Here is a 25,672-nt window from a genome sequence, read left to right on the forward strand (position 1 = left end):
GTCGACGACTGGGGGTTGATACCGCGAGCGACGTAACGAGCGGTATGTACACGGTCACGGTGACGGAAGCGTTCGTCGCCCAGCACGTCCTGACGGTCCCCGACCCCGGCCCCGAGGGTGACCTGCACGCCCACCAGTTCACGGCCCACGCCGAGTTCCGCGGGCCCACGCTCGGCGAGCACGACTACCTGCTCGACATCGACGACGCGCGAGCGGCGCTGGCGGCCGTCGCCGACGACTACCGCGACACGACGCTCAACGACCGCGCGGGGTTCCTCGACCGCAACCCGAGCGTCGAACTGCTCGCACGACGGGTCCACGAGGCGCTGGTCGAAGCTCTCGACGCCCCTGGCGTCGAGGAACTGGTCGTCACCGTCGAGGAGGACGACGTGGCGAGCGTCGCCTACCACGCCCCCTTCGGCGACGGTAGACCAGAGGACGACGCGACGGAGCGCCGGACGGACTGATGCACGTCGGTCTCGTCGTTCCGGGGTCGCTCGACACCGTCTCGGGGGGGTACTGCTACGACCGGCGACTCGTCTCGCACCTCCACGAGGCGGGTGACCGCGTCACCGTCGTCTCGCTGCCGACCGGCGGCTACCGGCGTCGCGTCGTCGACTCCCTCCGTCCACGCCTCCGCCGGGCGCTCGCCCGCCCGTTCGACGTCCTCGTCGAGGACGAACTCGCCCACCCGTCGCTGGTCGGCGTCGCGCCGGACGTCCCACGCGTCGCCCTCGTCCACCTCCTGCGAGGGGCCGACCCGAGCGACCCGCACCGCCGGAGCGCCCGCCTGCTCGAACGCCGGTATCTCGGCCACGTGGACCACGTCGTGGCGACGAGCGACGCGACACGGCGAGCCGTCACCGACCTCGCGGACCGACCGACGAGCGTCGTTCCGCCCGCTGGCGACCGCTTCGCACCGACCAGCGTCGACGCGGCGGCGATTCGGCGACGTGCTCACGAGGGTCCGCTGCGGGTCGCCACGCTCGGTAGCGTCGTCCCACGGAAGGGACTGGACACGCTCGTCGCCGCACTGGCCCGTCTCGACACCGACTGGCGACTCACCGCGATGGGAGACACGACGGGCGACCCCGCGTTCGTCCGCGCGGTGCGACAATCGGCCGCTCGGCGGGGCGTCTCCGACCGAGTGACGCTGACGGGTCGAGTCGAGGACGGGACCGTCGCCGGCCACCTGCGGCGCGCGCACGTCTTCGCACTCCCCTCGCGCTACGAACCGTTCGGCATCGCCGCGCTGGAGGCGATGGGGTTCGGTCTCCCCGCTCTCGCTACCACCGCCGGCGGCCCACCGGAGTTCGTCACCGACGGCGCGGACGGCTTCCTCGTCGACCCGGACGACCCGGAGTCGCTCGCCGCCCGCCTCGACACGCTGGCGACCGACCGCGAGCGACTGGCGCGGATGGGCGTCGTCGCCCGCGGGACGTTCGAGACCGCGCCGTCGTGGGACGACCGGATGGCGACGTTCCGGACGGTGCTCGAACGGGTCGCGGCCGGGGACACACCGCCACGCGACCGACCGGCCGAAGAGGTGTCGCCGTGACCGCCGGCGGGCCTCCCGTCGGCTACCTGCTCGCCAAACGCGGCGTCGACGACCGGGCTATCGACCGGGCCACCCTCGAACGGTTCGTCGACGGCCTCCCGGCCGAACCGCGACTGCTCGACGTGGGCGGCGGCGTCGGGACGATGCTCGACCGCCTGCAGGAGTGGGACCTGGTGCCCGCAGGGACGCGCTACACGCTCCTCGACGCGGACGCCGCCCTCGTGGCGACGGCCCGCGAACGACTCGCCGACGTGCCCGTCGAGACGACGTTCGTCGCGGACGACCTGCTCGCGTTCGCGGACGGGACGGACCGACGGTACGACGCCTGTGTCGCCGCCGCCGTCCTGGACCTGCTCGACGGCGACCGGGCGCTGGACGCGCTGGCGACGCTCGCCCCTGGTGGCCTGCTCTACGCGCCGGTGACGTTCGACGGTGTCACGCTGTTCTCGCCGCCACGGCCCGACGACGAGCGAGTCCTCGGCTGGTACCACGACCACATGACCGCCCGCGACGGGTCGCCGGCGGGGGGCCGCCGACTGCTGGCCGCCCTCTCCCGGTCGGACTGCGACACGCTGGCCGTCGCGCCGAGCGACTGGCACGTCCACCCACCGTACCACGAGGGTGAGACACGGTTCCTCGCCGCCATCCTCGACACCGTCGAGGAGGCGCTGACGGGGTTCGACCCCGTCGAGAACGGGGTACTGAGCGCGTGGCTCACCGCCCGCCGCGACACGCTGGCGGCAGGTGAGTTGGCCTACGTCGCACACAACCTCGACGTGCTCGTGAGGCTGTCGGCACCACTCGAACACTGACCGACTCCCGTACGGCACGACCTCTCACGGTCGCCGAACGCTTTTTCTCCGGTCGGCCGTCGACTCGAGCATGACCCTCTTCCCTCACTCCGTCGAAACCGAACGGCTCAGACTCGAACGGCTGACGAGCGACGACCTGTGGGACCTGTACGACCACGCTCGGACCGACGCGCCGGGCATCGACGAGGTGACGCGACACCTGACGTGGGACCCCCACGAGACGCCGAAGGTGACCCGCGACTTCGTCACGATGGTCGAGTCGCAGTGGGCCGAGGGCGAGGTGGCGACGTACGTCGTCCGACCGCGCGACGGGGAGGCGAACGCGGGCGAGTTCGGCGGTGCGACGGGTCTCACGGTCGACTGGGAGCGCCGTCTCGGTACGCTCGGTCTCTGGCTCAAACCGCCGCTGTGGGGTCGTGGCTACTCCGGCGAACGGGCGGGTGCGCTGCTCGCGCTGGCGTTCGACCGTCTCGACCTGGACGTCGTCGCGGTGACCCACGACCCCGCGAACGACGCCTCGCGCCGGGCCATCGAGAAGTACGTCGACCGCTTCGGCGGCCGACGCGAGGGCACGTTCCGCCACGCCGCCGTCGGGCACGGCGGGGGCGTCCTCGACCACGTCCGCTACTCCGTCGCCCGCGAGGAGTGGCGTGCGGCCGTCGGCGAGGACCACGGCGTCCGGTTCGGCGTGGAGTCGTAACGACCGGTCGAGCGGACGTCACGGGACCCTCGAATCGTGGCACCGTGGCACCGTCACCGGGGCGACACGTAGCCACCACGCTGATACGTCGGGATTGCTTCGCGTCGGCTATGTCCACACACTCGTCGGACCGGTCGCTGGTATCGACCGTCGTGAGCGGCGGCGTCGGCGGTGCGGTCGCGTGGCTACTCGGGTACGCTCTGACCCACCTCGCGGCGTCCCGGCAGGTCGAACGGGCGCTGTCGGACCTCAACACGTTCGTCGGGGTCGTCGGCGGAAACGAGATTCCGACCTGGAAGGCCGTCGGGTGGCTCTACCTCAACGCCCACACGGTCGTCCTGCGCATCACCGGACTCCCCGGCGGCACGCAGACCTACGACCTCATCGCCGAGAGCGAGGGAGGCAGCGCGGCGCTGCTCTACCTCGTCCCGGTCGTGGTGCTCCTCGTAGTCGTCGCGGTGGCCGTCGCCGTCTCCGGCGCTCGTGACGCCGGCTCCGGTGCAGTCGGTGGCGCGGGCGCGGTCGTCGGCTACCTCCTCGTGACCGCCGTCTTCGCGCTCCTCACCGCGCACTCGCTCGGCGGCGACGTCCGCGCGGCCCCCGCACTCGTCTCCGCACTGTTGCTCGCCGGGTTCGCGTACCCGCTCGTCGTCGGGTCGGTCGCCGGTGCGGTCGTCGGACTCGTCCGCTCGGAGGAGACCGGTCAGTCGACACCGGCTCAGTCGAGGTCGTAGGCGACCATCTCGCCCCACGGCTCGAAGCCGTAGCGTTCGTAGACGCGTGCTGCCCGGCCGTTCTTCGGGTCCACGTCGAGGACGAGTCGGTCCAGCGGGAGTCGCTGGCTCCGAGCGTGCGCGACCGCCCGGTCGAGCAGGTCCGTGGCCAGACCGCTCCCCCGGTGGTCGGGCGCGAGGAACAGTTCGTTGAGCACGGCGGCGTCCCAGATGTACGCGAGGTCGGCCGGGAGGACGAAGACGTACCCCACGAGGTCACCCTCGGCCTCGACCACCGTGATGCAGTCGGGGTCCCGCGAGACGCAGTCCCCGACCCAGCCACGGTAGCCCGCACGATACTCCTCGGTGAGTTTCGCGTCGTAGGTCTCGGCTTTCGCCTCGTTCGCCCCGCCGAGTTCGCGCTCGAAGGCCGCTTTGAGGTCCCACAGCCCCGGCCAGTCGCCCTCGTGGTCGTAGCTCCGAACCGTCGTGTCGGTCATGAGCGTGCCACTCCCGGCCGGCGCAAAGCCGGTTCGGTCCCGGCGGGGGAGCGACTCGACCGACGGCTCGGAGTCGTGTGTGATCGCCGGCGAGTCAGTCCCGCCGGGTGAGTCGCCGCTCGACGAACGTCCCGGTCAGCACCGCCGCGGAGGTGAGCACGAGCAGGAGTTGCCACCCGGTCTGGGCGATGGGGAAGATGCGCTCGACGTCCGCGGGTTCTCTCCCCCGACTCGGGTCGATGCCGGTGTTGACGTGGACCTCCTTCGTCGACCCGCGCTGACCGGCGTCGACCGCCGGACTCCCACCACCGCCACCGGACGCGTCCGCCCCGGACTCCGCACCGGGGTTCAGTTCGACGAACGTCTGTTCCCACCCGACGGTCGTCGAGTACTGGAGTCGACCCGTGATGACGTAGAACTGGTCGTGCAGCGGGTAGAACGGGTTCGCACCGAACGTCGTGAACAGGTCGGGGCCGATGCCGGCGAAGACGTAGACGACGATAGCGACCCACGCGACGTGGACGCCACGCCCCCCGTAGCGACCACGGACCCACGACTCCTCTCGACGCCGGGTGTCGTAGTAGAGCAGGAGTGCTCCGGTCAGGGGAATCAACAGCGTGTGCAACAGCGCGCGGTGGGTGCCGGGGACGAGAAAGCCGCCGAAGGCGTCGAGGTCGGGGACGATGGGGACCGCGAGGATCAGCAGGATCGACCGCCGGTCGAACCGGTGCCCGAGGAGCGCCGCCCCGACGAGACCCGCGAGCGCGACGTGGACGACGAGCGATGGCATACCACACGCTTCGGGCTGGCGATAATGGGTGTTGTGGATGGAGTGGGCGCGAGGAGTGACGGAAGGGTTCGGTCGTCAGAGGCAGCGCGTGGGTCCGTCACCTCCGGTCGTGTCAGCGACGGGGGTCCGAACTCCTCACCGTAGGCGTACGGAGTGCCCATCGAACAGTGACGTGAACCGGACCACCAGTGCAAGGACGATGGCCAGTCCAAGCGTTGGATACTCGACCCCGACGAGTGCCCACTTCACCGTTTCGGAGGCGTTCATCAGGTCGATGAGGATGGTCGCGTAGTCGTCGGGGTTCGTGTAGATCAGGACGACCCAGAGGTTCTCCAGGGAGTCGAAGAGTCGAGAGAAGACGGTCACGACCATCCCGACCTTCGGGACCAGAGCCAGTTTGGCGTGGCCTTCCAGCGTGTTCAGGGCGAGCGAGTGGAGCGAGAAGAACAGGAACAGTCCGGCCAGAACGAAGAGGTAGTCGAGAGCCGACAGGAGCATCACGGAGTCCACGACCGGCTCCAGCGCCAGCAGTATCGTGTCCACCTCCGTTCGGGTCGTCGCGTCCTGTAACTCCGAGGTGGAGTACCCGGACGTCTCGATTCGGCGTGTCACCGGGACGAATCCCAGAGCGATCACCCCGACGAAGGTGCAGAACGAGACGAGGGCGACGACACCGTGAGTTCTGGGAGAGACGGCGTCCGCATATCGCTCGACGGGTCGGAAAACCGCGTTCGGTCGTCGCATGCGTGACACTGCTCGTACTCGGTCATAGTTCTGACCGAACACTCGAAGGCATCTGCCCGGCGAACGGTGAACTCGTTCGAGAGCGATTCCGGGAACGACGTTCACCGACTCGTCGGCTGCACCGAATCGAAGCCGGTTCGTCGCTTGCCGGCATCGATAGACAGAGAGCGTGGGTCTATCGTCAGGGAATTCGATCTCTCGTATTTCTTCCAGTTTTGGCGTGCAGTATACAGAGCGCGTATCTTACACAGCGATCGCGCTAATTAGCGCGATCTGTTTGGCGTCGGAATAGTGCTCTTCTCGCCGTGCAACCCGTGTAGTTGCGAGAGACGCTTTCACAAACCCCTTACTCCTGCTCATCTCGCCTGCTCCACAGCCCGGCAAAAACCACTGGCGACGATCTCGAGCAGCGTTCAGACCGCTCCGCCGTGACGTCGGTGTCGACCGCAGAGTCGGATTACACCCTCCAGCTTGTCGACCGAAAGTCCAGATACTTTACCTGTCATGGCATAGATGAGAGGTTCCAATGTCACTGTAACGTATCAGCTGGTGGCACCAAGCAGGTCTCTGCTGATGAGATCGTCAACGACCGTTCGAAGGACAGGAACCGTATCCTCTCGATCGGTTGTCGCCCGAGCGTACTGTCCATGCAACAACAACGCAACGATGTGCTCTGCCACGACATCGGACTCGACCACCTGAAACTGCCCGCTCTCGATTCCTTCGTCGATGAAGGTAGCGACAGTCTCGACGAGGAGGTCATCTATCCAAGTGACCTTTTCACGGTACTCGTCGTTGCGAGCAGCCTGTGCCCGTAGCTCGGCGTAGACAGAGAGTAACTCCAACTCATCGGCAGACACCTCTTCCGGGAGGAATTTCTCTACCAGCTGTCTGAGCTTCGTTTCCGGATCGGCCGTCGAGCCTTCGATATACTGTTCGGTGAACCCCTCGATGTGAAAATCGAGGAGTGCCAATATCAGGTCGTCCTTGTCCTCGAAGTGATAGTAGATGAGCGAGGGGCTTTGGCCCAGTTCCTCGCCGATGGCCTTGATCGAGAGGTCCGCATAGCCGTGAGTAGCCAGTGCGTCGAACGCCGCCTCAATGATGCGCTGTTTCGTCGCCTTCGTCATGGTTTTTCTCCTCCGTCGAATCGATAGTTGTCGGTCATGTCGTCGGTCAAGCGTATCAGTCTCATCTACGTCCGGATATGGTGCCGTGATTACCGACCACCGTTCGATATACTCAGGCTTCGGCTGGTTCGGAGACAGTCGTCGTGTCAGCGTTCTCAGAGGGGTATCGAACGCCAGTTAGTTCTTCGGCGGCCGTCCAGAGCCGCTTTGCCGTCTGTCTGTCTTTCACTCCGGAGGGGAGCGTTGCGAGTTCCGGATAGCCCGACATCTCGAGAAATCCGTCGGGACCGTAGTGGGCCCCACCGATCGCCTCCGGGTCGGTCGCCGCGTAGAGCGTCGGCAGTGCGCCCTGTTCGGCGGGCATCGAGACTCGATTCAACACGAAATCGGGGATGGCGACGGGGGAGTGTCGCGGGAGGTTCGTGTCCGACCAACCGGGATGTGCCGCGAACGACTTCGTATCGTTCCCATCGCGGTTAAATCGACGCTGGAGTTCGACCGCGAACTGGCTCATCGCAAGCTTGCTCTGTGTGTACGCGCTCCATCGACTGTACGATTGTTCGTCGCCACGGAAACTCCCGAGGTCGATACTCCCCAGATGGGCCCCACCGCTGCTCAGCGAGACGATCCGTGCGCCGGATGTTGCGGTGATCGTATCGAGGAGATGGCCAGTGAGCGCGAAGTGGCCGAGGAAGTTCACTCCGATCTGTAACTCGAAGCCGTCCGCTGTCGTCGAGTATGGCGGCATCGAGACGCCGGCGTTGTTGACGAGGATGTCGAGTCTGTCGTACTCCGATTCGAACGCCGACGCGAACTCCCGAACGGACGAGAGATCGGCGAGGTCGAGTTCCATGATCGACAGGGACGGGTCATCGACAGTCCGCTCGATTCTCGACTCAGCGTCACGCGCTCGGTCCATACTTCGGCACGCCATGACGACGTGTGCGCCCTTGGCCGCGAGTGCCTTGGTGATCTCGTAGCCGAGACCGCTGTTCGCTCCCGTGACGATCGCCGTCTTGCCGTTCAGGTCGGGCATCTCATCTGCTACCCATTTCGTAATTGCCATTGTCGGTTTTCTGTCGAACGGAGTTTCAACGCCATGTTGATTGAACGTTCAACAAACTGCTCTACTACGCCATCAGTATATACCGATGCCGATGCCGGAAATCAGAGTACGTCTAGTAGTCAGAGAAAGTTAGGCTTTCGCCACTATTCATCATCGGGTTCCTATCGCGCAAAATTAGGCAGGATAAAAGAGATGCCGACAGGGGTCAGGTGCAAGATACACCCTCGGTATGAAGCAGACCGGTAGACGGTATGCACCCAATCTGGCAGGAGTTGTGTCGTTAGACTCCCGGCACGGGTCTAACGGCTGCACCACGGCTGACGATGGTAGAATAAACCGAAGGAATCGACTACCGAGACGGTTCGTTTACTTCCCGACGTTCGACGCGCGCTCCACGACGCTTTCCCCGTACAGCTCGGCGAGTTCCTCGTGCTGGTCGGGGCGGTTCTCGTAGACGTCTTGGAACAGCGCGATGGGCGTCATCGCGGCCTGGTAGGTCGCCTCGTCCCACATGCGGTCGTTCGAGATGTCGACCTCGACGTCGTCGATGCGGATGGTCGCCGCCTGCTCCATGGCGATGGCACCGGTGCCGGCGTCGCGGGCGGCCTCGAACTCCTCCATGGAGTCGACGATGTCGTCCATACTCGGGACGTACTCGGCCATGCCGAGCAGTTCCTCGCGCAGGTCGTCCTCGTCGAGCGTCTGCTCGCCGCTCGGGGTGCGGAGCGTGTACTCGCCGCCGCTCTCTTCGAGCGAGAGGCGGTCACCCTCGTAGACCTGCACGCCGTCCTCGTCGGTCAGGTCGGCCTGCTGGTCGCCGACGGTGAGGTGCCAACTGCCCTCTTTGGGCGGGAGCGGGTGGGTGTTCGCTTCGACGACCTGCCCCGGGGTGAGCGACCAGATGCCGAGCATCCCCTTGGCGTGGTTCTCGGTCATGCGCTCGCGGTAGCCCTCGACGTCGCGGATGTCGTCGAACGGGCCGTCGACGGCGATACAGCCGGTCGCACTCGCGCCACGGGAGGTGTTGTGGCGGAGTTCGGGCCACGGCGGGAGCTTCCCGGTCGGGGTCATCCCGCGCATGTCCTTGGTGTAGTCGACCTCGCCGTCGACGAGCAAGAACAGTCGTTCGAGGTTGTTCGTGGCCTTCCCCATCTCGTCGCGGAGTTTCCCCATGGCGAGTTCGGCTTCGCCGCTCTCGACGATGACCGACATCTTCAGCGACCCCTCTTCGAGGCCGTGTTCGGTCTCGACGATGGTGAAGAACTCGTCGGCCTTCTTCCAGTCGTCGATGTCGCCGACCTCGGGGATGACGAAGCCGTCGATGTGCTCGCCCGCACCGTTCTCGGGGTCGGCGATGTCGAGCATGTGCTGGAAGCCCTGATAGCGCGTCGCGGGGCTGTCACGGTGCCAGACGATTCGTGGGTGGATCTCGCCGGGGAACTCCGCGCCGTGTTCGGCGACCACCTCGACGATGTTCCGTGCGCCCTCGTCGCGCATCGAGGGGGCGGTGGCGTCCTCGTTGTCCGGCACCCAGACGTCGGGCGCTTGCAGGCCGCGGAGTTGGGCTGCACGTCGAATCATCTTCGCGGAGTCCTCCTCGCCCTGCAACGCGGTCGGCGAGGTGAAGAACGTCCGCACGAACTTTCGCTGGTGTCTACGCTCGGTCATGTGTAATCGACTCTGTGGGGAACTGGAATAGGCATTGAAGTAAGGGCAGTACTGGCCGCGTATCGTTCAGTCGTCGTCGTTCGAGTTCGAGGTCAGCGGCTCCGAGCGGTCCTCGCTGAAGCCGGCGGACTTCTCCATGCGCTCGCTGGCCTCGGGGTCGAACTGCGCCTCGATGTCCTGGTAGCGCGGGACAAAGGAGAGCTGGTGGTGGCTCTCGGTCTCGTGGCCGAGGTAGCGGCCTTCGAGGTCCATCTGACCCTGTTCGGCGTTCTCGGCGACGTTCTTCATGTCCTCGTAGACCGCGTGCGCACCGGAGTGCAGGGCGTACAGCGTCACGAAGATGTACTTGTAGCCGAGGTCACCCAGTTCCGCGAACGTGAGCGGGTCCTCCTCCTCGCTCCAGGCGAAACTGGAGGAGTAGTTGAACGCCAGGTCGATATCGGGGTGGGTCTCGTGGAGCGTCTCGGCGTAGTTGACGGCGTCCTCCCGGGAGGGGTCGGGCATCTCCGGCCAGACGAGGTCGACGCCCGCGTCGGCGTACAGGCGGCCGCGTTCGAGGTGCTCCTCCCAGTCGCCGTTCGACGACCCGTAGGCGTCCGTCCGGGCGATGATGACCGTGTCCTCGCTCTGCTTGGCGTCGACGGCGGCCGAAAAGCGCGAGACGGCCTCGTCACGCGAGACGATTCGCTTGCCCGCGATGTGCCCACAGCGCTTGGGCGACGTCTGGTCTTCGATGTGGACGGCGGCGACGCCGGCCTTCTCGTACTCGCGGACGGCCCGGCGGACGTTGTGGACGCCGCCGTACCCGGTGTCACAGTCCGCGACCACGGGGAGGTTCGTCGCCTCGACGATGCGCTTTGCGTTCTCGACCATCTCGGTCATGGTGACCATCTCCAGGTCCGGGAACCCGAACTGCCCCAGCACGGTCGAGTAGCCGCTCATGTAGACGGCGTCGTGCCCGGCCATCTCCGCGAGGCGAGCGTCCAGCGCGTGATACAGTCCCGGTGCGAAGACGTACGGTTCGTCGTTCAGCAGTTCGCGGAACTCCCGGCCCGCCGTGTTGTCGACGTCTCTGATGCTCGATTCGGTGCTTCGCACCCGACTCGCAACCTTGTCCTGTGAATCCTTCATGGCTTGGTCTACGCGTGGCCGCTCCACGCGACGTATCCATCCCTGCCACATTCCGGGTAAAAACTGTTATGATTGATAATGATAATAGTCTATTATTGCCTATTACGCCCTAGTACGCACACCGAGGGAGTATACCGGTCGGGTGACCGTCACGACGGCCGGAGCCATTTAATCGGGTGACTGCGTAGCGCTGAGACAATGCGAGAGAACGGCGAGATGGACACCGCGCCACGGCTGGGAGGTCCCCGCTCGACCGTCGAAGTGGCGTACGTCGACGACGACTCGACGTTCGCCGAGTTGGTCGTCAACGGACTCGAACTCGCCGGTGACATCGACGCCCGGTCGATTCCCGACGCCGAGTCGCTCCTCGTGGTGCTCAACGACGTCGACTGCGTCGTCTGTCGGTACGACCTCCCGGACGGGACGGCCCCGGCGCTGGTCGACCGCATCCACCAGCGCCGGCCGACGCTCCCGGTCATTCTCTTCTCGGAGGCGACCCCCCGCGAGGTCGACGAGGCCGTCTCCGCGGGCGTGACCGACCACCTCAGACGCTCGGCCGACGTCGCTCGTCACGAACGCCTCGCCGACCGGGTCCGGGCGGCGGTCGCCGAGAGTCGCGCGAAGACCAACTACCGCGAGGTGTTCGAGAAGGTCGACGCCGGCCTCGTCGTCTACCACCCGGAGACGGGGATGGTCGACGACGTGAACCAGCGGTTCTGCGAGATGCTCGGTTACGACCGCGAGACGCTCCTCGACCGCTCGCTCGCGGACATCACCATCGCCGCCGACGAGACCGGACGCGAGCGCGCACGGACCCACATCGCCGACGCCGTCGACGGCGAGCCACAGCGGTTCGAGGCCCGTGCACGGACCGCCGCCGGGGCGGTCCTGTGGGTCGAGATTCAGCTCAAACTCGCCACCATCGACGGCGAACGGCGTCTACTGGCCATCCTCCGAGACATCGAGGAGCGCAAGCGCCACGAGCACGACCTGGAGGACGAACGGGCGTTCGTCGAGAGCATCCTCGACGGCCTCCCGGACGTCCTCTACACCGTCGGCGAGGGCGGCGAGATACTCCGCTGGAACGACCGGGTGAACGCCGTCACCGGCTACACCGACGAGGAGATTGCGGGGACGACCGCCTTCGAGTTCGTCCCCGAACGCGACCACGACCGTATCATGGCCGCCATCGCGGCGGTCGTCGACGAGGGCGAGTCCGTCACCGTCGAGTCCCACCTGCTCACCAGCGACGGCGAGGAACTCCCCTACGAGTTCACGGGCGCACCCGTCACCGACGCCGACGGCGACGTGGTCGGCCTCACCGGCATCGGACGGGACATCTCCGAGCGGACCGAGCGCGAGGCGTTGCTCGAACGCCAGCGCGACGAACTCGAACGACTCGACCGCATCAACGGCGTCATCCGTGGGGTACTCCGGTCGCTCGTCGACGCCGAGAGCCGCGAGACCATCGAACAGCGCGTCTGTGACCGACTCGCCGACTCCGAGACCTACCGGTTCGCGTGGGTCGGCGACCGGAGCGGCGTCGACGGACGGGTCGTCCCGCGCGCGTCGGCCGGCGTCGAGGCGGGCTATCTGGACGACATCGACATCACCGTCGACGACGCCGACACCGGACGCGGCCCGGCCGGCCGCGCCGTCCGGACCCGCGAGGTGAGCGTCGCCCAGCGCATCGACGCGGACCCCGACTTCGCACCGTGGCGGGCGGACGCGCTCGAACGTGGCTACCGCTCCTCGGCCGCCGTCCCACTGGTCTCCGGCGAGACGCTGTACGGCGTGCTCAACATCTACGCCGACCGCCCGAACGCGTTCGACGAGGAGGAACGGGCCGTCCTCAGGGAACTGGGCGAGACGGTCGGCTACGCCATCGCCGCGACCGAACGCAAGCGGGCACTGGTGAGCGACGCCGTCGTCGAGTTGGAGTTGACCGTCGAGGACGCACCCCCGTTCACGGCGCTCGCCGGCGCGACGGGGAGTCACGTCGTCCTCGACGGCGTCGTGGGCCGACCCGACGGGACGTTCGTCCTCTCGGTGACCGTCGAGGGCTGTGACGACGAGACGGCGCTGGTCGCCGCCGAGTCCGTCGAGACGGTTCAGCACGCCAGCGTCGCGGGCACCGTCGACGACGCCGTCCTGCTGGAGGTGCTCGTCGACGACGACACGCTCGTCCCGGTACTCGTCGAGAGCGGTGCGACCGTCCGTGACCTCTACACCGACGGCGAGGAGACCGCCCTCCTCGTCGACGTGGCCGAACGCGCCGACGTCCGAGGTATCGTCGACACCCTCTCGCGGGTCGCTACGGGAGTCCGACTCGTCGCCCGCCGCGAACGTGACCGGCCGCTCAAGTCGCGGAACGCCTTCCGAGCGGAACTCGACGACCGACTCACCGAACGACAGGCGACGACGCTCGAAGCCGCGTACCAGGCCGGCTACTTCGAGCGCCCGCGACGCCACTCCGGCCAGGAGGTGGCCGACCTGCTCGACATCTCCGCGAGCACGTTCACCCAGCACCTCCGAGCCGCCGAACGCAAACTCCTCGGCGTGCTGTACGAACCGGAGAGCGAGTGACCGGCCGGCGAACGACGTGGTTCGACCGCCGTGACGGCGGTTCAGCAGTGAACACCACGATACCGTGGCTCGCAGTTGAAGTACCTCCGACAGTCGTGGCACTGCACTCACGCAGGTCCGGTCGAACGTACGGCCAGCATGGCAGAGAACGGACTGCGACGACGAATGGCAGGGACGTCGATGGCACGCGCGTCGCCGGAGACCGACCGTATCTATCGACTGGTGGCCGACGACGAGCGCCGGACCCTGCTCGGAGTGCTCGCCGACACCGACCGCGTGGCCGTCGAGGACCTGCGTGTCGCCATCACCGACGACGACGGCGACCCACAGCACGCCGACATCCGCCTCCACCACGTCCACCTCCCGAAACTCGAAGACGCGGACCTCGTCCGTCGTGACGACGACGCCGTCGGCCTGACCGACCGTGGACACACCGTCGCCGACCGCGTCGACTGCTGAGACCCCTCCGACTCCCGACTCCCGACACCGGGCGGGTCGACACCGAAACTGATGGGCGGCGTCGGCGAGAACCGACGCCCGGATGCCCGACGACGTGTACCCCCCGGCCGACCGCGACGATCCCCGAGCGTGGCGTGACGCGCTTGCGACGACGCTGGGAAGCGACGTCACCGCCGTCGCGCCGCTGGTCGGTGGCGTCACGGGCCGGGCCTACCGACTCTCGCTCGCCGACGGCCGCCGCGTCGTCGCCAAGACCGCACCGACCCCGCTGACCGTCGAGGCCCGGATGCTCCGCCACCTCGCGGCGAACGGCACGCTCCCGGTCCCCGACGTGCTCGCCGCGAGCGACGACCTGCTCGTCCTCTCGTTCGTCGACGGTACGGACCCCATCACACCGACCGTCGAGCGTGACCTCGCCGACCACCTCGCGGCGCTCCACCGGGAGACCGCCGACGCGTTCGGCTTCCCGTTCGAGACGACCGCCGGCCCGCTCCCGAAACCGAACCCCTGGACCGACTCGTGGCCGGCGTTCGTCCGCGACCACCGCCTCCGCTACTACGCCACGCTCGCGGCCACGGAGGTGGCGTTCTCCTCGACCCTCCTCGACCGACTGCGACGACTCGGCGACCGACTCCCCGACCTGCTCGACGACCCCGCATCGCCCGCACTCCTCCACGGCGACGTCTGGTTCGAGAACCTCGTCGTCGACGGCGACCGAGTCGCGGCGTTCCTCGACCCGGCGTGCTACTACGGCCACCCCGAAGCCGAGGTGAGCTACGTCCTGTGGACGGAGACGGCCGGCGACCCCTTCCTCGACCGCTACCGCGACCGGGCCGGACTGGCTCCGGGGTTCGAGACGCGCCGTGCGGTCTACGAAGTCGTCTTCTACTGCCAGCAGGCGTGGTGGTTCGCCGACGAGAGCCGCGAGGACGACCTGCTCGACGGCCTCCGTACACGTCTCTCGCGGCTCGACTGCTGAGCGAGAGAGACGTCAACGAGTTGATTTTTGTCGCCGCCGTAGGGGAGACGTGATACGCGAGACGGGGACACGCGAGACCCGGTGGGCGCTCGGAAGCCGACGGGAGAGGACGGCACCGCGACGGACGGTTCCCGGCGGCGACGGAGGACGGTCGTGAGCGTCGCAGCCGTCCTCCCGCTAGCCATCGTGATGGTCGCCGGCCCCCAGATACTCAGTGCCGTCTTCCTCGCCACGAGCGAGCAGTGGCGGCGCACCTCGTTCGCCTACGTCTTCGGTGCGTCGCTGTCCATCAGCGCCGTCGTGACCGTCGCGTACCTGCTCGGTGGGTTCGGCGTGCGAGAGCAGGGCTCGACGCCCGTCGTGATGGCGGTCGTCGTCGTGGCGATACTGGGTGCGATGGCGCACACCTACCGCACCCGCGAGGAAGCCGAACCACCGAAGTGGATGGGACGACTCGGCCGAGCGACGCCACGGTTCGCGTTCAGACTCGGCTTCCTCCTGCTGGGCGTCTTCCCGACGGACGTCCTCACCTCCGTCGCCGTCGGGTCGTACCTCGCCTCGAACGACCTGCCGCTGCTGGACGCGGCGGGGTTCGTCGCGCTCACCCTCCTGTTGCTCGCACTGCCCGGTCTGTCGGTGCTCGCGTTGGGAGAGCGAGCCGAAACACGGCTCCCGACCGTTCGAGACTGGATGAACGACAACTCCTGGGTCGTCAACGAGGTGGTGCTGGCGTTCTTCCTCGTCCTCGCGTTGACGTGAGTCACACACCACCGGATACCGCGTGAGACCTCACAGAAGACCGGCCAGAACGGCCTGAAGACCAGCGCCCATCGCTCGCTGCGAGGGGGAGTCGCCGCTCGTCGTGAGGAGTTCCGAAGAAGCCTAGGCCGGGATTTGAACCCGGGCTCTCGTCCTTACCAAGGACGCGCTTTACCGCTAAGCTACCCAGGCACGTCGTGTGCGTTTCGAGAGTGCGACGACTCGACTTTAGGCGTTTCGATTCAGAGGTCCGCGAACGCACCGGTATCACGTCGCACGCGTTCGGTGACGTCGTGGTCGTCGAGTGCTCTGACCGGCGGGAACGGGGCCGCGAGCGACTCCGCCAGTTCGCCGGCGAGCGCTCGCAGGTCGGCCGTCGGGGCCGTCCCGCCGACGGCCGCACCGGCGACGACCGCGAGGTCCAGTACGTCGGCTTCGAGGGTCGGCGCGTCCGTGCCTCGTTCGCGGCGCTCGGTCTCGTCGCGGCCGAACGCCTGGACCACCTCGACCGCAGCGTCGGCCGCCTCGGTGCGAGCGAGGAGGTAGAACCCGCGAGCGACGAGCGCGTTGGCCGCGAGGACGTGCATGTCGCCGGTCTCGCGGTCATCGGTGAGCCACGGCTCCTGTGCGGCGAGTCGACGGGTGAGTCCGAGGCCGTCGTAGATCAACTGGACGCCGGCGGCGTGGTCGTAGACGGCGTCGCCCTCGACGTCGTACGCCCGAGCGACGTGGACCGTCACCACTCCAGGGACCATCGAGCCGTCGTCGATGACCGCACGCAGGTCGGCTCTGAGCCGTTCGGGCTCGATATCGTCGACCGACGCACGCGCGGCCCGACGGACGGCGGCGGCGTCCTCCATCGCTCGGAACTAGCCGCGGAACACGCAAAGACCTTTGGAAACCGCGTGCCAGCGACGCTCGTGCTTCACATCGACGACACCGACGACGTCCGGACGGTGACGCTCGACCGACCCGAGCGACGGAACGCGCTCACCCCCGACACCCTCGACGCGCTCGAAGCCGCCGTCGTCGACCCACCCACGCCGGTCGTCCACCTCCACGGGGCGGGCAGCGCGTTCTGTGCTGGCGCGGACCTGGACGCCGTCTCGGACGTCGCCGCCGCGACGGAGGCTGGCGAGACGGACGCCGCCTGCGAGTTCGCCGCCCACGGCCAGCGCGTCGCTCGCGCCGTCGCCGACTCCGCCGCAGTCGTCGTCGCGGGCGTCGACGGCGCGGCCCGCGGCGGTGGTGTCGAACTCGCACTCGCGTGTGACCTCCGGGTGGCCACCCCGGAGGCGACGTTCGCGGAGACGGGCGTCACCTTCGGTCTGTTCGGCGCGTGGGGCGGCACCGCCCGACTGCCACGCGTCGTCGGCGAGGGCAACGCGATGGATATCGCACTCTCGGGGCGCACCGTCGACGCGGAGGAGGCGCTGCGGATGGGTCTCGTCTCCCGAATCGTCGACGACCCCGCCACCGTCGCCGCGGAACTGGCCGTCGCCGACCACACCGCGCTCGGTCGGTTGAAGCCGCTCGTGCGGGCGACCCGGAGCGACGAGGACCGCGAGCGGGCCGAGCGCGACGCCTTCGCCGACCTCGTCGCCCGGAACGCGGACGCACTGCAACGGGACTGAGCGGGAAACCGACGTCGACGGCCGGAGACCGGGCCGCCTCCGAGGAGTGCCGGAGTTTTTGTCGTGAGGGCATGACGAGCGAGACGAACGATGGACGGGTTCGGGCCGGCGGTCGACGGTCACTACGACGTCGCGGACCAGACGAGAAGCTACCTCCGGGAGCGAGCACGGCGGCAGTTCGAGCGGACACACGACGAGCGACGGCCCCTCGACACCCGTGGGGCGGTCGAGAGCCACCGTGAGCACGTCCGGGAGTGGTTCCTCGACACCATCGGCGGCCTCCCGGACCGACCGGCCGACGCCGACGTGACCGTCACGGCGTCGCTGGAACGCGACGGTCATCGCGTCGACTGCCTCACGTTCGAGAGCCGTCCCGGGTTCCACGTGACGGCCAACTGTTACGTCCCCGACGGAGAGGGGCCGCACCCGGGCGTGCTCTTCTGCTGCGGTCACGTCGGGGCGGCGAAGATCGACCCGCTCAACCAGCGGGCCTGCATCGAACTCGTCACCAACGGGTTCGTCGTCCTCGCCGTGGACCCGGTCGGACAGGGTGAGCGCGAACAGTACCACGACCCCGACACCGGCGAACGCGTCGTCGGTGGTGGTGGGGGCGTGTTCGAGCACTGCTACGCCGGCCAGCAGTGGCGCTACGCCGGCGCGAACGTCGCACAGGTGTTCGTCCACGACGCACGCTGTGCACTGGACGTGCTCGCGGAGCGGGACGACGTGGACAGTGACCGACTCGGCGTCACGGGCACCTCCGGGGGCGGCCTCCAGACGCAGTATCTCTGTCTCGTCGACGGCCGGCCCGCCGTGGCCGCCCCGTGTTGCTCGGTCACGACGCGCGAGGAGTGGCTACGAACCGGCAAACGAATCGACGCCGAACAGCACCTCACGGGGGCGATTACGGCCGGTATCGACTATGCTGATTTCCTCGCCGCGTTCGCGCCGATACCGCTCTTCGTCGGGGCCGCCGCCTCCGACCAGTACTTCCCAGTCGAGGGCGTTCACGAGGCGGTCGAGCGGACACGACGAGCTTACGACTCGTTCGACGCAGCCGGGAACGTCAGGCTCCACGTCGCAGACGAGCCACACTGCTCGGTCTACGACCTCAGCGAACCCGTCTTCGAGTGGTTCTGTGCCCGCCTCGGAGACGGCGAGTACGTCTCGTGTGCGGACCACGACGTCGTCGACGGCGCGGCGCTCCACGCGACACCCGCGGGGAGCGTTCGAGCGGCCTTCCCGGACGAACGGACGGTCGACGACCTGTTACGGGAGGACCTGGCGTCACGAGCGTCGACGGAATCCCCCGAGGCGACCGACGGTGAGAGTGACGCCGGCGAGGCGGTCGACCCGACCGTGGTTCGTCGCCGCGTCCGCGAGCAGTTCGACCTCGACCGGGCCGCTGCCGACCTCCGCCCGCGGCGGACCCGGACCGACGAGGGCGACGGACTCACCGTCGAGTACGTCTGGTTCCGGACCGAGCGGGACCCCGACATCGTCGTCACAGGGCTACTGGCTTCGGACCCGGACGCGACGGCACGGCGTCCCGCCGTGGTCTGTTTCGAGGACGGCACGGCGGAGCTCCCCGAGCGAAGCGACGACGTCGCCGAACTGGCCGCCGCGTACGGCACCGTCCTCGTGGTCGACCCGCGCGGCGTCGGGGCCGTCGCCGACCGACCGATTCCCATCCCGAACTGGGTCGACCACGAGAACGGTATCTACGGAACGGAGTTCAAACTCGCCTACGACGCCCTCCTGCTCGACGACTCGCTGTTCGGGATGCGCGTCTTCGACGTGCTCCGAGCGGTCGAACTCCTGCGCGAGGCGACCGGAACCGACTCGGTGGCGCTGGTGGGCGAGGGCGTCGGCGCGTCCCACGCCCTCTACGCCGCCGGAGCCACCGAGCACGTCGAACGTGTGACGCTTCGGAGCCTCGAAGCGGGGTTCCGCGAGATGGCGACCAGCCACGAGTACCCCTACGACGCACGCCTCACCGTCGACGGGGTGCTCGACTGCGACGTTCCGCTGGTGCTCGACGCACTCGACGTGCGGGGCGTGCGCGTCGACCGCTGAACCGGTGTCCAGACGGCGACCTCAGTCCACCGGGAACCGCAACAGCGCGCCGACGCCGAAGGTGTCGGCGAACCCCGCGCCACGTTCGGTGTCGGCCGCGACGAGGACCGTCTCGCCGCCGCGCTCCTCGACTGCGGAATCGAGTCGCTCCCGTGTCTCGCGGGCCACCGTCGACGCGACGAGCAGCGTGTCGACGGCCCCGAACTCGGTCGCCCGTTCCACGTCGCCCTCACCGTACGTGACCGCGCCGTCGTCCCGGAGACCGGCGTAGAACCGGTCGAGACGGTCGCGTGCTGCGCGCTGCTCGGCGTCGAGCAACTGCTCGCTCGCCTGCTCGACGAGGCGGTCGAGGCCCTGCTCGGTGGCGTACTCGACCGGGTAGGTCCCGAGCAGTCGCTCGCGGAGGCGGTGGTCGAGGTGGCCGTCGGCGACGAACCGGTCGGCCGTCGTCAGCGTCCCGCCGACGACGAGGCCCGCGACGGGGGCCTCCCCGAGGAAGGCGTCGGCGGCGACGCGAGCGACGCGCTCGAAGAACTCCTGGGTCTGGCGCTCGCGTTCGCGGGCGAACCGCTGGGCGGACTGCCCGCCGGCGCGGGTCTTGCCCATGACGCGACTGTCGCCGGTCCAGACGGGGACGACCCGCTCGCCGACGAGTCGGCCGACGGCCGCGCCGCCTCGTTCGACGACGACCAGACCGAACGTCGCCTCGGGAGCGACGACCGTTTCGAGCGGTCCCACGTCGAACCGGTCCGCACAGCGGTAGGTCGACTCGGCGACGGGACGGGGCAGGTCGTCGAAGACGAACGAGTGGAGGTCGCCGTCGACGACGCCGGCGTAGGCGACGAGGCCGTTTTCGGGCGTCCCGTCGTACGCGCGGAGCGTCCGCTGGACGCGGTCGAGCGCTCGCTGGACGCGCTCGCGGGTTCGTTTCGACCGGATGTGCTCGGCGCTCGCGTACTCGTCGGCGATACGTGCACGGACGGTCCGCAGCGACTTCCCCGGCGGCACGGAGACGGTGACGAGTTCCGTCCCCTCCCCGTGGAGCGAGTCGAGGTGCGCGATACGGTCGGTGAGGTTCCGGTCGGTGGTCCTGTCGGAACTGGTCGTCTCGTCGGTACTGGCGTGACTGTCGTCGGTGTCGGACATGGTGTGCTGGTGGCTGGGTGGTCGGAGACGGTTCGCGCGAGGTCCGGTGGTCGTCACGTCGGACCCCAGCACCAGCTACGAGGAGACGAGGCCGCCGCTCGGGGACCGCGAGCCCACACGGGCGACCGGAGCGAGACGGCGCATACACCGACCGAGGCGATGCGGTGTATAAAACGGTTGCTCAGGTGAGGTACCGTACCGCACGGTGGGTCGTGGTGGGGTCGCTCGCCCCGTAGCGACTCAGAGCGACAGCGCGTCGGGTGCGGGTGGCATGTGACGCTTGTGCTCGCTCCTGGCGTAGAGTTCGTCCACCCGCTCGACGACCGACTCGTCGACGTCCAGGGTGCTCGCCGTCGCGGACGTCGAGAGCGGCCCGTCGACGTGGAGGACGAGGACGGCGTCGAGCAGGTCGTAGCTCAGCCCCATCTCCTCCTCGTCGGTCTGTCCGACCCACATCTCCGCGCTGGGTGGCTTCTCGACGAGGTCCTCGGGAACGCCGACGTGGGCGGCGAGCTGGCGGACCTGTCGCTTGTAGAGGTTGCCGATGGGGTTGCAGTCGACGGCCTGGTCGCCGTACTTCGTGTAGTAGCCCGTCAACGTCTCCGAGCGGTTGCCCGTCCCGAGGACGATGCGGGACTCGGCGTTGGCGACGAAGTAGTTGAGGACGCCGCGCGTCCGGACCCGAACGTTCCCGAGTGCCATCCGGTCGTCCACGCCTTCGGGGTAGGCGTCGACGAACGCGTCGACGATGGGTTCGATGTCGACCACGTCGTAGTCGATGTCGAGCATCTCGGCGACCCGTTCGGCGTCGCTCATGTTCCCCTCGGTGTTGACGTCGCTCGGCATCACGAGGCCGTGGACCGCGTCCTCGCCGAGGGCTTCGACGGCGAGGTGGGCGGTCAGCGTCGAGTCGATACCACCCGAGAGGCCGATGACCGCACCGTCCGCGCCGGCGTCCTCGACGACAGCCTCGACGAACGCCGTGATGTGCGCTCGGTGGGCGTCGAGTTCGTCGTCGGAGAGCGAGAGGTCGATGGGTAGTTCCTTCGGTCGGGCGACGGCGTCGCTCATGTCGGTTCCCAGGAGTCCTGGGGACTAATAGCTGCCCTGTCGCGGGGGATTTCCGACCGTTCGTCCAGGAGTACCACCCCCTTCGGAGGCCGAACTGTGGAGGCTCCCGCTCTCACGTCGACCACGGGGAGTCGCTACGTTCAAGTGGGACGATAGAGAACTGATGTGTAGCGCACCGTCGGCGAGCAGTTCCGAAGGAACCGCGAGGCTCGGTGCGACCACGGGAGCGCCGTTGGTCCAGTGGTAGGACATTGGCTTCCCAAGCCAATAGCCCGGGTTCAATTCCCGGACGGCGCAGTTCTGTCCGAACGACGGTGAGGACGAAGTCAGTCACGGGGAGGAACCAGCGAGCGACCGCAGGAAGCGAGCGAGGTTCGACTCCCGGACGGCGCGTGCTGCGAACGAACTCGGCAGTGGCGACGAGAACGCGCCGGTGCGGTCGGACCACGTCACACGTCGACCGGTCGTCAGCGGACTTTTCACGCCGTCCTGCGAGCGCTAGCGTATGTCACACGAGACGTTCACCGCCGAGAACGGACAGGCACACGTCGACGTCGATGGCCACCGGGCGGACGTGCTCATCGACCGCCCGGAGAAGCGAAACGCGATGAACCGGCCGGTCGTCGCCGCGCTGACCGAGGCGTTCGACTGGGTGGCCGAACGGGACGAGGTTCGGGCCGTCACCCTGCTCGGCGAGGGGCCGGTCTTCTGTGCCGGGATGGACTTAGAGATGATGCGCGACAGCGACGCGACGAGTCACGAGGAGATCGGCGGGGACCTCCGTGCACTGTTCGAGCGTCTCGACGCCCTCAGGAAACCGGTGGTCGCGGGTATCAAACGAGCGGGGGTGGCGGGCGGGTTCGAGTTGACCCTCCCGGCGGACTTCCGCATCCTGGGCGAGGACGCGAAGTACGGCGTCGTCGAGGTGAAACTGGGGGTGTTTCCCAGCGGTGGCTCGACACAGCGACTCCCGCGGCTGGTCGGACTGGCGCGAGCGAAGGAACTCGTCCTGACCGGGGAGTACGTCGACCCGGAAGAGGCCGACCGGATGGGACTGGTCACCGAGGTCGTGCCCGACGACGCGGTGGACGAGCGGGCCCGCGAGTTCGCCGACGGACTCACGGAGAACGCGCCACTCGGGATGGAGCGGGCGTTGCGAGCGTTCGGCCACGCCTTCGAAGTCCCGCTCGACGCCGGCCTCGACGTGGAGGCCTCTCTCTCCGCGCCGCTGTACGACACCCACGACCACCACGAGGGGTTCAGTGCGCGAATCGAGGGGCGCGACCCCGAGTTCGAAGGGCGGTAGACGCCGGCGAGCGGGCCTCCCGAGAGGGGAACGTTATTGTGACCCCTGTGCGACCGGTGTGGTATGAGTTTCCAACCCCCCGACCTGAGCGGTCGAACGGCGTTCATCACCGGGAGCACCCGCGGTGTCGGCAAGTCCATCGCGCTGTCGCTCGCCGACGCCGGCTGTAACGTCGTCTCGACGGGCAAGACCGTCGACGACAGCGACACCGACCTCGAAGGGACCATCCACGAGACCGCCGAGGAGTGCGAGGAGCGCGGTGTCGACGCCCACGCCATCCAGTTGGACCTGCGCGACACCGACCGGATTCACGCCGCCGTCGACGAGGCTATCGACGTCTTCGACGAGGTGGATATCCTCGTCAACAACGCCAGCGCCATCCAGATCGCGTCGGTCGAGGAGATGCCCGCCAACCGGTTCGACCTGATGACCGACGTCAACGTGCGTGGGACGTACGTCACCTCGCGGGCGTTCATCCCGCACCTGAAGGAGATCGGTGGCGGCCACATCCTGACGAACGCTCCGCCCGTCGAGATGACGAGCGCGCCCGGCAAGGCCGCCTACGCCTGGGCGAAGATGGGGATGACGTTCGTCACGCTGTCGCTGGCCAGCGAGTTGCAGAACGACGGCGTCGCCGCCAACGCGTTCTGGCCGGTGACGGCGCTCGACACCCGCGCGACGCGGTACTTCGGCCTCGGGACCGAGGCGGACTGGCGGACGCCGGACATCCTCGCCGACACCGTCCTCGAACTGCTCCGCCGTGACCCGACCGAGTTCTCGGGACACGCCGTCTACGACGAGGAGATACTCCGTGAGGCGGGTGTCGAGGACTTCTCGGGCTACAACGTCACCGAGGGTGACCCCGCGCCGACCTCCGCCCAGATGTTCGACCCGGCGTTCGCGCGGCCGGAGTGACCCGCGCACGCTGAGCACGGCACGCCGACGCCCGAGCGGGAGGTTCCTCCGCGAACGAACGCTTTTGTCCTCACTGGCCGACCCACGGCCATGGCCGAACCCGACTACGAGAACTTCGTGACGACGTTCGAGGACGGCGTCCTGCGTGCCGAGATTCACAGTACGTCGAAGATGAACGCGCTCAACGGGACGATGACCGAGGAGTTCCTCGACCTCGCCGTGCGACTCCACGAGGAACCGGTCCGGTGTTTCGTCCTCACGGGGTCCGACGGGGTGTTCTGTGCGGGTGGTGACGTCGGGACGTTCGTGAGTCCGGACGCCGCCGCCGAGATTCGGAAAGGGGCGTCGCTCCTCCACGACGCGGTCTACCACCTCGTCGAGGCCGACGTCCCGGTCCTCACCGGTGTCAACGGTCCCGCGGTGGGTGCGGGGTTCAGCTTCGCCATCCTCGGCGACTACGTGCTCGCCAGCGAGGAGGCGTACTTCCAGTTCGGCTACCCCGGCATCGGCGCGACCGGCGACGGCTCGTCGACGTACTTCCTCCCGCGGGTCGTCGGGCTCAGACAGGCCAAGCGTATCGCGCTGTTGAACGAGCGCATCGGGACCGAAGCGGCCGTCGACCTGGGGTTGGCGACCGAAGCCGTCGCCGACGACGCGTTCGCCGACCGACTCGACGAGATAGCGAGCGAGGTCGCCGAGGGCCCGACGGTCGCACTCGGCCGGACCCAGCGGTTACTGACCGAGAGCACGGCGAACGACCTGGAGACACAACTCGCCGCCGAGACCGAGGGGATGGTCCGTGCGGCGCGGACCGACGACTTCGACGAAGGGGTCGCCGCCTTCGCCGAGAAGCGTCCGCCGGAGTTCGAGGGCCACTGAGCGCGCTCGCGGCGGCGTCGGTCGGGCGGGTCGGAGAAGCGTCGGTGAGCGGAGCACGGAGCCACGAGCGTGGCCGTGGCTTCAGGAGAGTCGGCCGGACCCCCACTCGTGGTACGAGCGGAGCGCGTCGGTGCCGGCGTCCGAGATGGTGTAGTAGTTCGTCCGGCGGTCGATCTCGCCTTTCGACACCAGCCCCCGGTTGACGAGCGTGTCGAGGTTCGGGTACAGCCGTCCGTGGGTGATCTCGCGGCCGGTCTGTTCTTCGAGCGTCTCCCGAATCCTCTGCCCCGAGGGTCTGTCCAGACCGACGATACAGTAGAGGAGGTCACGCTGGAACCCCGTCAACTGGTGAATCGTCTGGATGTCGGCCTGTACGTTCTTCCCGCCGTCGATTGCTGTGTCCGAACCCAACATGACCGATAGCTACCACCCGTCTGATATTTGTTATGGACTGTCAAGGCGGTGAGACGGTCGCAACGATGACTGTCCCACCGACTTCACCGACGGCTGCCCCGACACGTCGCCCGTTAGAAAGATGTTAACTCACATTCATGTTCGTATTGCTGAGCTTACACGTTACACGGTGGCAGCGTCGGATACCCCTCGCGTGTCACGGAAGGGTGTGGTGGTCGGTGTCGTGGTCGGAGCGGTTCGCTCGCGCTCCCCGGCGGCGATGCGTTCGTTCAGGCGACGCCGGCGAAGGTCAGCGCCCACGTCCCCGCCGCGGCGCTCCCGAGGACCAGCGCCGCGAGGGCCGCCCGTGGGAAGTCCGAGACGTCCGTGTCCTCGGTGTGTTCCATCGCTCGCCCCGGACTGGCCCCGATGGAACCGGCGTCCTCGGCGGCGTGGACGGAGTTGTCGAACCCACCGAGGACGAACAGCGCCGGTGCCGCCGCGAACAGCGAGACGCCGAACGCGAGGTTGCCGAGCGGTATCGTCGTCCCGAGTGCGACACCGACGAGGGCGAGCGTGAGCACCCCGCCGTACCCCAGTACGTACCTGACGAACAGTGTCGTGGAGGACATCTGTCGACAGTACAGAACGTTACCG

The 25,672-nt window shown here is 67.9% G+C and carries 26 protein-coding genes and 2 tRNA genes; 15 read left to right on the forward strand and 13 right to left on the reverse strand.

The window, feature by feature from the left end; genetic code table 11:
- Positions 1-44: 44 nt before the first annotated feature.
- The 5 genes from GQS65_RS06915 to GQS65_RS06935 all read left to right on the forward strand — a co-directional run bounded on the left by GQS65_RS06915 (position 45) and on the right by GQS65_RS06935 (position 3,804).
- On the forward strand, positions 45-467 hold the full coding sequence (locus tag GQS65_RS06915) for a 6-pyruvoyl trahydropterin synthase family protein (protein WP_158203934.1): 423 nt from the start codon (positions 45-47) through the stop codon (positions 465-467).
- Positions 467-1,558 (forward strand): glycosyltransferase family 4 protein, encoded by a 1,092-nt coding sequence (locus tag GQS65_RS06920; protein ID WP_158203935.1) that lies wholly within the window; start codon positions 467-469, stop codon positions 1,556-1,558. Before GQS65_RS06915 ends, GQS65_RS06920 begins: the two co-directional genes overlap by 1 nt.
- Complete coding sequence (locus tag GQS65_RS06925) at positions 1,555-2,370, forward strand: class I SAM-dependent methyltransferase (RefSeq protein ID WP_158203936.1); 816 nt, start codon at positions 1,555-1,557, stop codon at positions 2,368-2,370. The genes GQS65_RS06920 and GQS65_RS06925 overlap by 4 nt, the downstream gene beginning before the upstream one ends.
- 70 nt (positions 2,371-2,440) lie before the next feature.
- Entirely contained in the window at positions 2,441-3,070 is a 630-nt protein-coding gene (locus GQS65_RS06930) for a GNAT family N-acetyltransferase (protein WP_158203937.1), read from the forward strand.
- A gap of 110 nt (positions 3,071-3,180) precedes the next feature.
- A complete protein-coding gene (locus GQS65_RS06935; RefSeq protein ID WP_158203938.1) occupies positions 3,181-3,804 on the forward strand; it encodes a transporter in 624 nt (207 codons plus the stop codon).
- On the opposite strand, the gene GQS65_RS06940 is transcribed toward GQS65_RS06935, so the two are convergent.
- From GQS65_RS06940 to aceA, 7 genes are all read right to left on the reverse strand, one after another.
- Positions 3,789-4,283, reverse strand: a complete 495-nt coding sequence (locus tag GQS65_RS06940) for a GNAT family N-acetyltransferase (protein WP_158203939.1) — start codon at positions 4,281-4,283, stop codon at positions 3,789-3,791. The genes GQS65_RS06935 and GQS65_RS06940 overlap by 16 nt on opposite strands.
- Before the next feature lie 94 nt (positions 4,284-4,377).
- The gene (locus GQS65_RS06945; protein ID WP_158203940.1) at positions 4,378-5,073 is read right to left on the reverse strand and encodes a metal-dependent hydrolase; all 696 of its coding nucleotides are present in this window, start codon (positions 5,071-5,073) and stop codon (positions 4,378-4,380) included.
- A gap of 135 nt (positions 5,074-5,208) precedes the next feature.
- Positions 5,209-5,685, reverse strand: a complete 477-nt coding sequence (locus GQS65_RS06950) for a hypothetical protein (protein ID WP_368279913.1) — start codon at positions 5,683-5,685, stop codon at positions 5,209-5,211.
- Between the two features lie 674 nt (positions 5,686-6,359).
- The gene (locus GQS65_RS06955) at positions 6,360-6,947 is read right to left on the reverse strand and encodes a TetR/AcrR family transcriptional regulator (RefSeq protein WP_158203942.1); all 588 of its coding nucleotides are present in this window, start codon (positions 6,945-6,947) and stop codon (positions 6,360-6,362) included.
- A 112-nt stretch (positions 6,948-7,059) separates the two neighbouring features.
- On the reverse strand, positions 7,060-8,013 hold the full coding sequence (locus GQS65_RS06960) for an oxidoreductase (RefSeq protein WP_158203943.1): 954 nt from the start codon (positions 8,011-8,013) through the stop codon (positions 7,060-7,062).
- A gap of 366 nt (positions 8,014-8,379) precedes the next feature.
- Positions 8,380-9,681, reverse strand: coding sequence for a malate synthase AceB (gene aceB, locus GQS65_RS06965; RefSeq protein ID WP_158203944.1), 1,302 nt, complete (start codon positions 9,679-9,681; stop codon positions 8,380-8,382).
- Between the two features lie 66 nt (positions 9,682-9,747).
- Complete coding sequence (gene aceA, locus GQS65_RS06970; RefSeq protein ID WP_158203945.1) at positions 9,748-10,812, reverse strand: isocitrate lyase; 1,065 nt, start codon at positions 10,810-10,812, stop codon at positions 9,748-9,750.
- Between the two features lie 198 nt (positions 10,813-11,010).
- Here aceA and GQS65_RS06975 point away from each other — a divergent pair, with 198 nt between their 5' ends.
- From GQS65_RS06975 to GQS65_RS06990, 4 genes are all read left to right on the forward strand, one after another.
- Positions 11,011-13,398: a PAS domain S-box protein gene (locus tag GQS65_RS06975; RefSeq protein WP_158203946.1), complete on the forward strand. Its 2,388-nt coding sequence runs from the start codon at positions 11,011-11,013 to the stop codon at positions 13,396-13,398.
- Between the two features lie 165 nt (positions 13,399-13,563).
- Complete coding sequence (locus GQS65_RS06980) at positions 13,564-13,857, forward strand: DUF7344 domain-containing protein (protein WP_158203947.1); 294 nt, start codon at positions 13,564-13,566, stop codon at positions 13,855-13,857.
- An 82-nt stretch (positions 13,858-13,939) separates the two neighbouring features.
- Positions 13,940-14,836: a fructosamine kinase family protein gene (locus tag GQS65_RS06985; RefSeq protein ID WP_158203948.1), complete on the forward strand. Its 897-nt coding sequence runs from the start codon at positions 13,940-13,942 to the stop codon at positions 14,834-14,836.
- A gap of 153 nt (positions 14,837-14,989) precedes the next feature.
- Positions 14,990-15,595 (forward strand): GAP family protein, encoded by a 606-nt coding sequence (locus tag GQS65_RS06990; RefSeq protein WP_368279917.1) that lies wholly within the window; start codon positions 14,990-14,992, stop codon positions 15,593-15,595.
- A 120-nt stretch (positions 15,596-15,715) separates the two neighbouring features.
- Here the strand turns inward: GQS65_RS06990 and GQS65_RS06995 are convergent.
- Together GQS65_RS06995 and GQS65_RS07000 are read right to left on the reverse strand one after the other, a co-directional pair.
- Positions 15,716-15,787, reverse strand: a tRNA-Thr gene (locus GQS65_RS06995).
- A gap of 50 nt (positions 15,788-15,837) precedes the next feature.
- Positions 15,838-16,455, reverse strand: coding sequence for a DUF7114 family protein (locus tag GQS65_RS07000; RefSeq protein WP_158203949.1), 618 nt, complete (start codon positions 16,453-16,455; stop codon positions 15,838-15,840).
- Positions 16,456-16,515: 60 nt separating this feature from the next.
- On the opposite strand from GQS65_RS07000, the gene GQS65_RS07005 reads away from it, so the two are divergent.
- Positions 16,516-17,229, forward strand: coding sequence for an enoyl-CoA hydratase-related protein (locus GQS65_RS07005; protein ID WP_368279918.1), 714 nt, complete (start codon positions 16,516-16,518; stop codon positions 17,227-17,229).
- Between the two features lie 90 nt (positions 17,230-17,319).
- The gene (locus GQS65_RS07010; RefSeq protein ID WP_158203950.1) at positions 17,320-19,305 is read left to right on the forward strand and encodes an alpha/beta hydrolase family protein; all 1,986 of its coding nucleotides are present in this window, start codon (positions 17,320-17,322) and stop codon (positions 19,303-19,305) included.
- A 21-nt stretch (positions 19,306-19,326) separates the two neighbouring features.
- Here the strand turns inward: GQS65_RS07010 and prf1 are convergent, their stop codons facing one another.
- Positions 19,327-20,451: a peptide chain release factor aRF-1 gene (prf1, locus tag GQS65_RS07015; protein ID WP_158203951.1), complete on the reverse strand. Its 1,125-nt coding sequence runs from the start codon at positions 20,449-20,451 to the stop codon at positions 19,327-19,329.
- 240 nt (positions 20,452-20,691) lie between these two features.
- Positions 20,692-21,522: an NAD+ synthase gene (locus GQS65_RS07020; protein WP_158203952.1), complete on the reverse strand. Its 831-nt coding sequence runs from the start codon at positions 21,520-21,522 to the stop codon at positions 20,692-20,694.
- A gap of 226 nt (positions 21,523-21,748) precedes the next feature.
- Between GQS65_RS07020 and GQS65_RS07025 the strand changes: the two genes are divergently transcribed.
- The 4 genes from GQS65_RS07025 to GQS65_RS07040 all read left to right on the forward strand — a co-directional run bounded on the left by GQS65_RS07025 (position 21,749) and on the right by GQS65_RS07040 (position 24,622).
- Positions 21,749-21,819: transfer RNA gene (locus GQS65_RS07025), tRNA-Gly, on the forward strand.
- Between the two features lie 208 nt (positions 21,820-22,027).
- Positions 22,028-22,828, forward strand: a complete 801-nt coding sequence (locus GQS65_RS07030) for an enoyl-CoA hydratase/isomerase family protein (RefSeq protein WP_158203953.1) — start codon at positions 22,028-22,030, stop codon at positions 22,826-22,828.
- A gap of 63 nt (positions 22,829-22,891) precedes the next feature.
- Positions 22,892-23,743 (forward strand): SDR family oxidoreductase, encoded by an 852-nt coding sequence (locus GQS65_RS07035; protein WP_158203954.1) that lies wholly within the window; start codon positions 22,892-22,894, stop codon positions 23,741-23,743.
- 90 nt (positions 23,744-23,833) lie between these two features.
- Positions 23,834-24,622: an enoyl-CoA hydratase/isomerase family protein gene (locus tag GQS65_RS07040; RefSeq protein ID WP_158203955.1), complete on the forward strand. Its 789-nt coding sequence runs from the start codon at positions 23,834-23,836 to the stop codon at positions 24,620-24,622.
- 81 nt (positions 24,623-24,703) lie between these two features.
- Here the strand turns inward: GQS65_RS07040 and GQS65_RS07045 are convergent, their stop codons facing one another.
- Together GQS65_RS07045 and GQS65_RS07050 are read right to left on the reverse strand one after the other, a co-directional pair.
- On the reverse strand, positions 24,704-24,976 hold the full coding sequence (locus GQS65_RS07045; protein ID WP_368280063.1) for a helix-turn-helix transcriptional regulator: 273 nt from the start codon (positions 24,974-24,976) through the stop codon (positions 24,704-24,706).
- Between the two features lie 329 nt (positions 24,977-25,305).
- Positions 25,306-25,647 (reverse strand): hypothetical protein, encoded by a 342-nt coding sequence (locus GQS65_RS07050; RefSeq protein ID WP_158203957.1) that lies wholly within the window; start codon positions 25,645-25,647, stop codon positions 25,306-25,308.
- Positions 25,648-25,672 lie beyond the last annotated feature (25 nt).

This window comes from Halomarina oriensis (assembly GCF_009791395.1).
Lineage (GTDB): Archaea > Halobacteriota > Halobacteria > Halobacteriales > Haloarculaceae > Halomarina > Halomarina oriensis.

Excerpts from the sequence above, each read along its gene's own strand:
- GQS65_RS06915 (WP_158203934.1), top strand. The coding sequence starts at position 45 with ATGTACACGGTCACGGTGACGGAAGCGTTCGTCGCCCAGCACGTCCTG.
- GQS65_RS06920 (WP_158203935.1), top strand. The coding sequence starts at position 467 with ATGCACGTCGGTCTCGTCGTTCCGGGGTCGCTCGACACCGTCTCGGGG.
- GQS65_RS06930 (WP_158203937.1), top strand. The coding sequence starts at position 2,441 with ATGACCCTCTTCCCTCACTCCGTCGAAACCGAACGGCTCAGACTCGAA.
- GQS65_RS06935 (WP_158203938.1), top strand. The coding sequence starts at position 3,181 with ATGTCCACACACTCGTCGGACCGGTCGCTGGTATCGACCGTCGTGAGC.
- GQS65_RS06940 (WP_158203939.1), bottom strand. The coding sequence starts at position 4,283 with ATGACCGACACGACGGTTCGGAGCTACGACCACGAGGGCGACTGGCCG.
- GQS65_RS06945 (WP_158203940.1), bottom strand. The coding sequence starts at position 5,073 with ATGCCATCGCTCGTCGTCCACGTCGCGCTCGCGGGTCTCGTCGGGGCG.
- GQS65_RS06955 (WP_158203942.1), bottom strand. The coding sequence starts at position 6,947 with ATGACGAAGGCGACGAAACAGCGCATCATTGAGGCGGCGTTCGACGCA.
- GQS65_RS06960 (WP_158203943.1), bottom strand. The coding sequence starts at position 8,013 with ATGGCAATTACGAAATGGGTAGCAGATGAGATGCCCGACCTGAACGGC.
- aceB (WP_158203944.1), bottom strand. The coding sequence starts at position 9,681 with ATGACCGAGCGTAGACACCAGCGAAAGTTCGTGCGGACGTTCTTCACC.
- aceA (WP_158203945.1), bottom strand. The coding sequence starts at position 10,812 with ATGAAGGATTCACAGGACAAGGTTGCGAGTCGGGTGCGAAGCACCGAA.
- GQS65_RS06975 (WP_158203946.1), top strand. The coding sequence starts at position 11,011 with ATGCGAGAGAACGGCGAGATGGACACCGCGCCACGGCTGGGAGGTCCC.
- GQS65_RS06980 (WP_158203947.1), top strand. The coding sequence starts at position 13,564 with ATGGCAGGGACGTCGATGGCACGCGCGTCGCCGGAGACCGACCGTATC.
- GQS65_RS06985 (WP_158203948.1), top strand. The coding sequence starts at position 13,940 with ATGCCCGACGACGTGTACCCCCCGGCCGACCGCGACGATCCCCGAGCG.
- GQS65_RS07000 (WP_158203949.1), bottom strand. The coding sequence starts at position 16,455 with ATGGAGGACGCCGCCGCCGTCCGTCGGGCCGCGCGTGCGTCGGTCGAC.
- GQS65_RS07010 (WP_158203950.1), top strand. The coding sequence starts at position 17,320 with ATGGACGGGTTCGGGCCGGCGGTCGACGGTCACTACGACGTCGCGGAC.
- prf1 (WP_158203951.1), bottom strand. The coding sequence starts at position 20,451 with ATGTCCGACACCGACGACAGTCACGCCAGTACCGACGAGACGACCAGT.
- GQS65_RS07020 (WP_158203952.1), bottom strand. The coding sequence starts at position 21,522 with ATGAGCGACGCCGTCGCCCGACCGAAGGAACTACCCATCGACCTCTCG.
- GQS65_RS07030 (WP_158203953.1), top strand. The coding sequence starts at position 22,028 with ATGTCACACGAGACGTTCACCGCCGAGAACGGACAGGCACACGTCGAC.
- GQS65_RS07035 (WP_158203954.1), top strand. The coding sequence starts at position 22,892 with ATGAGTTTCCAACCCCCCGACCTGAGCGGTCGAACGGCGTTCATCACC.
- GQS65_RS07040 (WP_158203955.1), top strand. The coding sequence starts at position 23,834 with ATGGCCGAACCCGACTACGAGAACTTCGTGACGACGTTCGAGGACGGC.
- GQS65_RS07050 (WP_158203957.1), bottom strand. The coding sequence starts at position 25,647 with ATGTCCTCCACGACACTGTTCGTCAGGTACGTACTGGGGTACGGCGGG.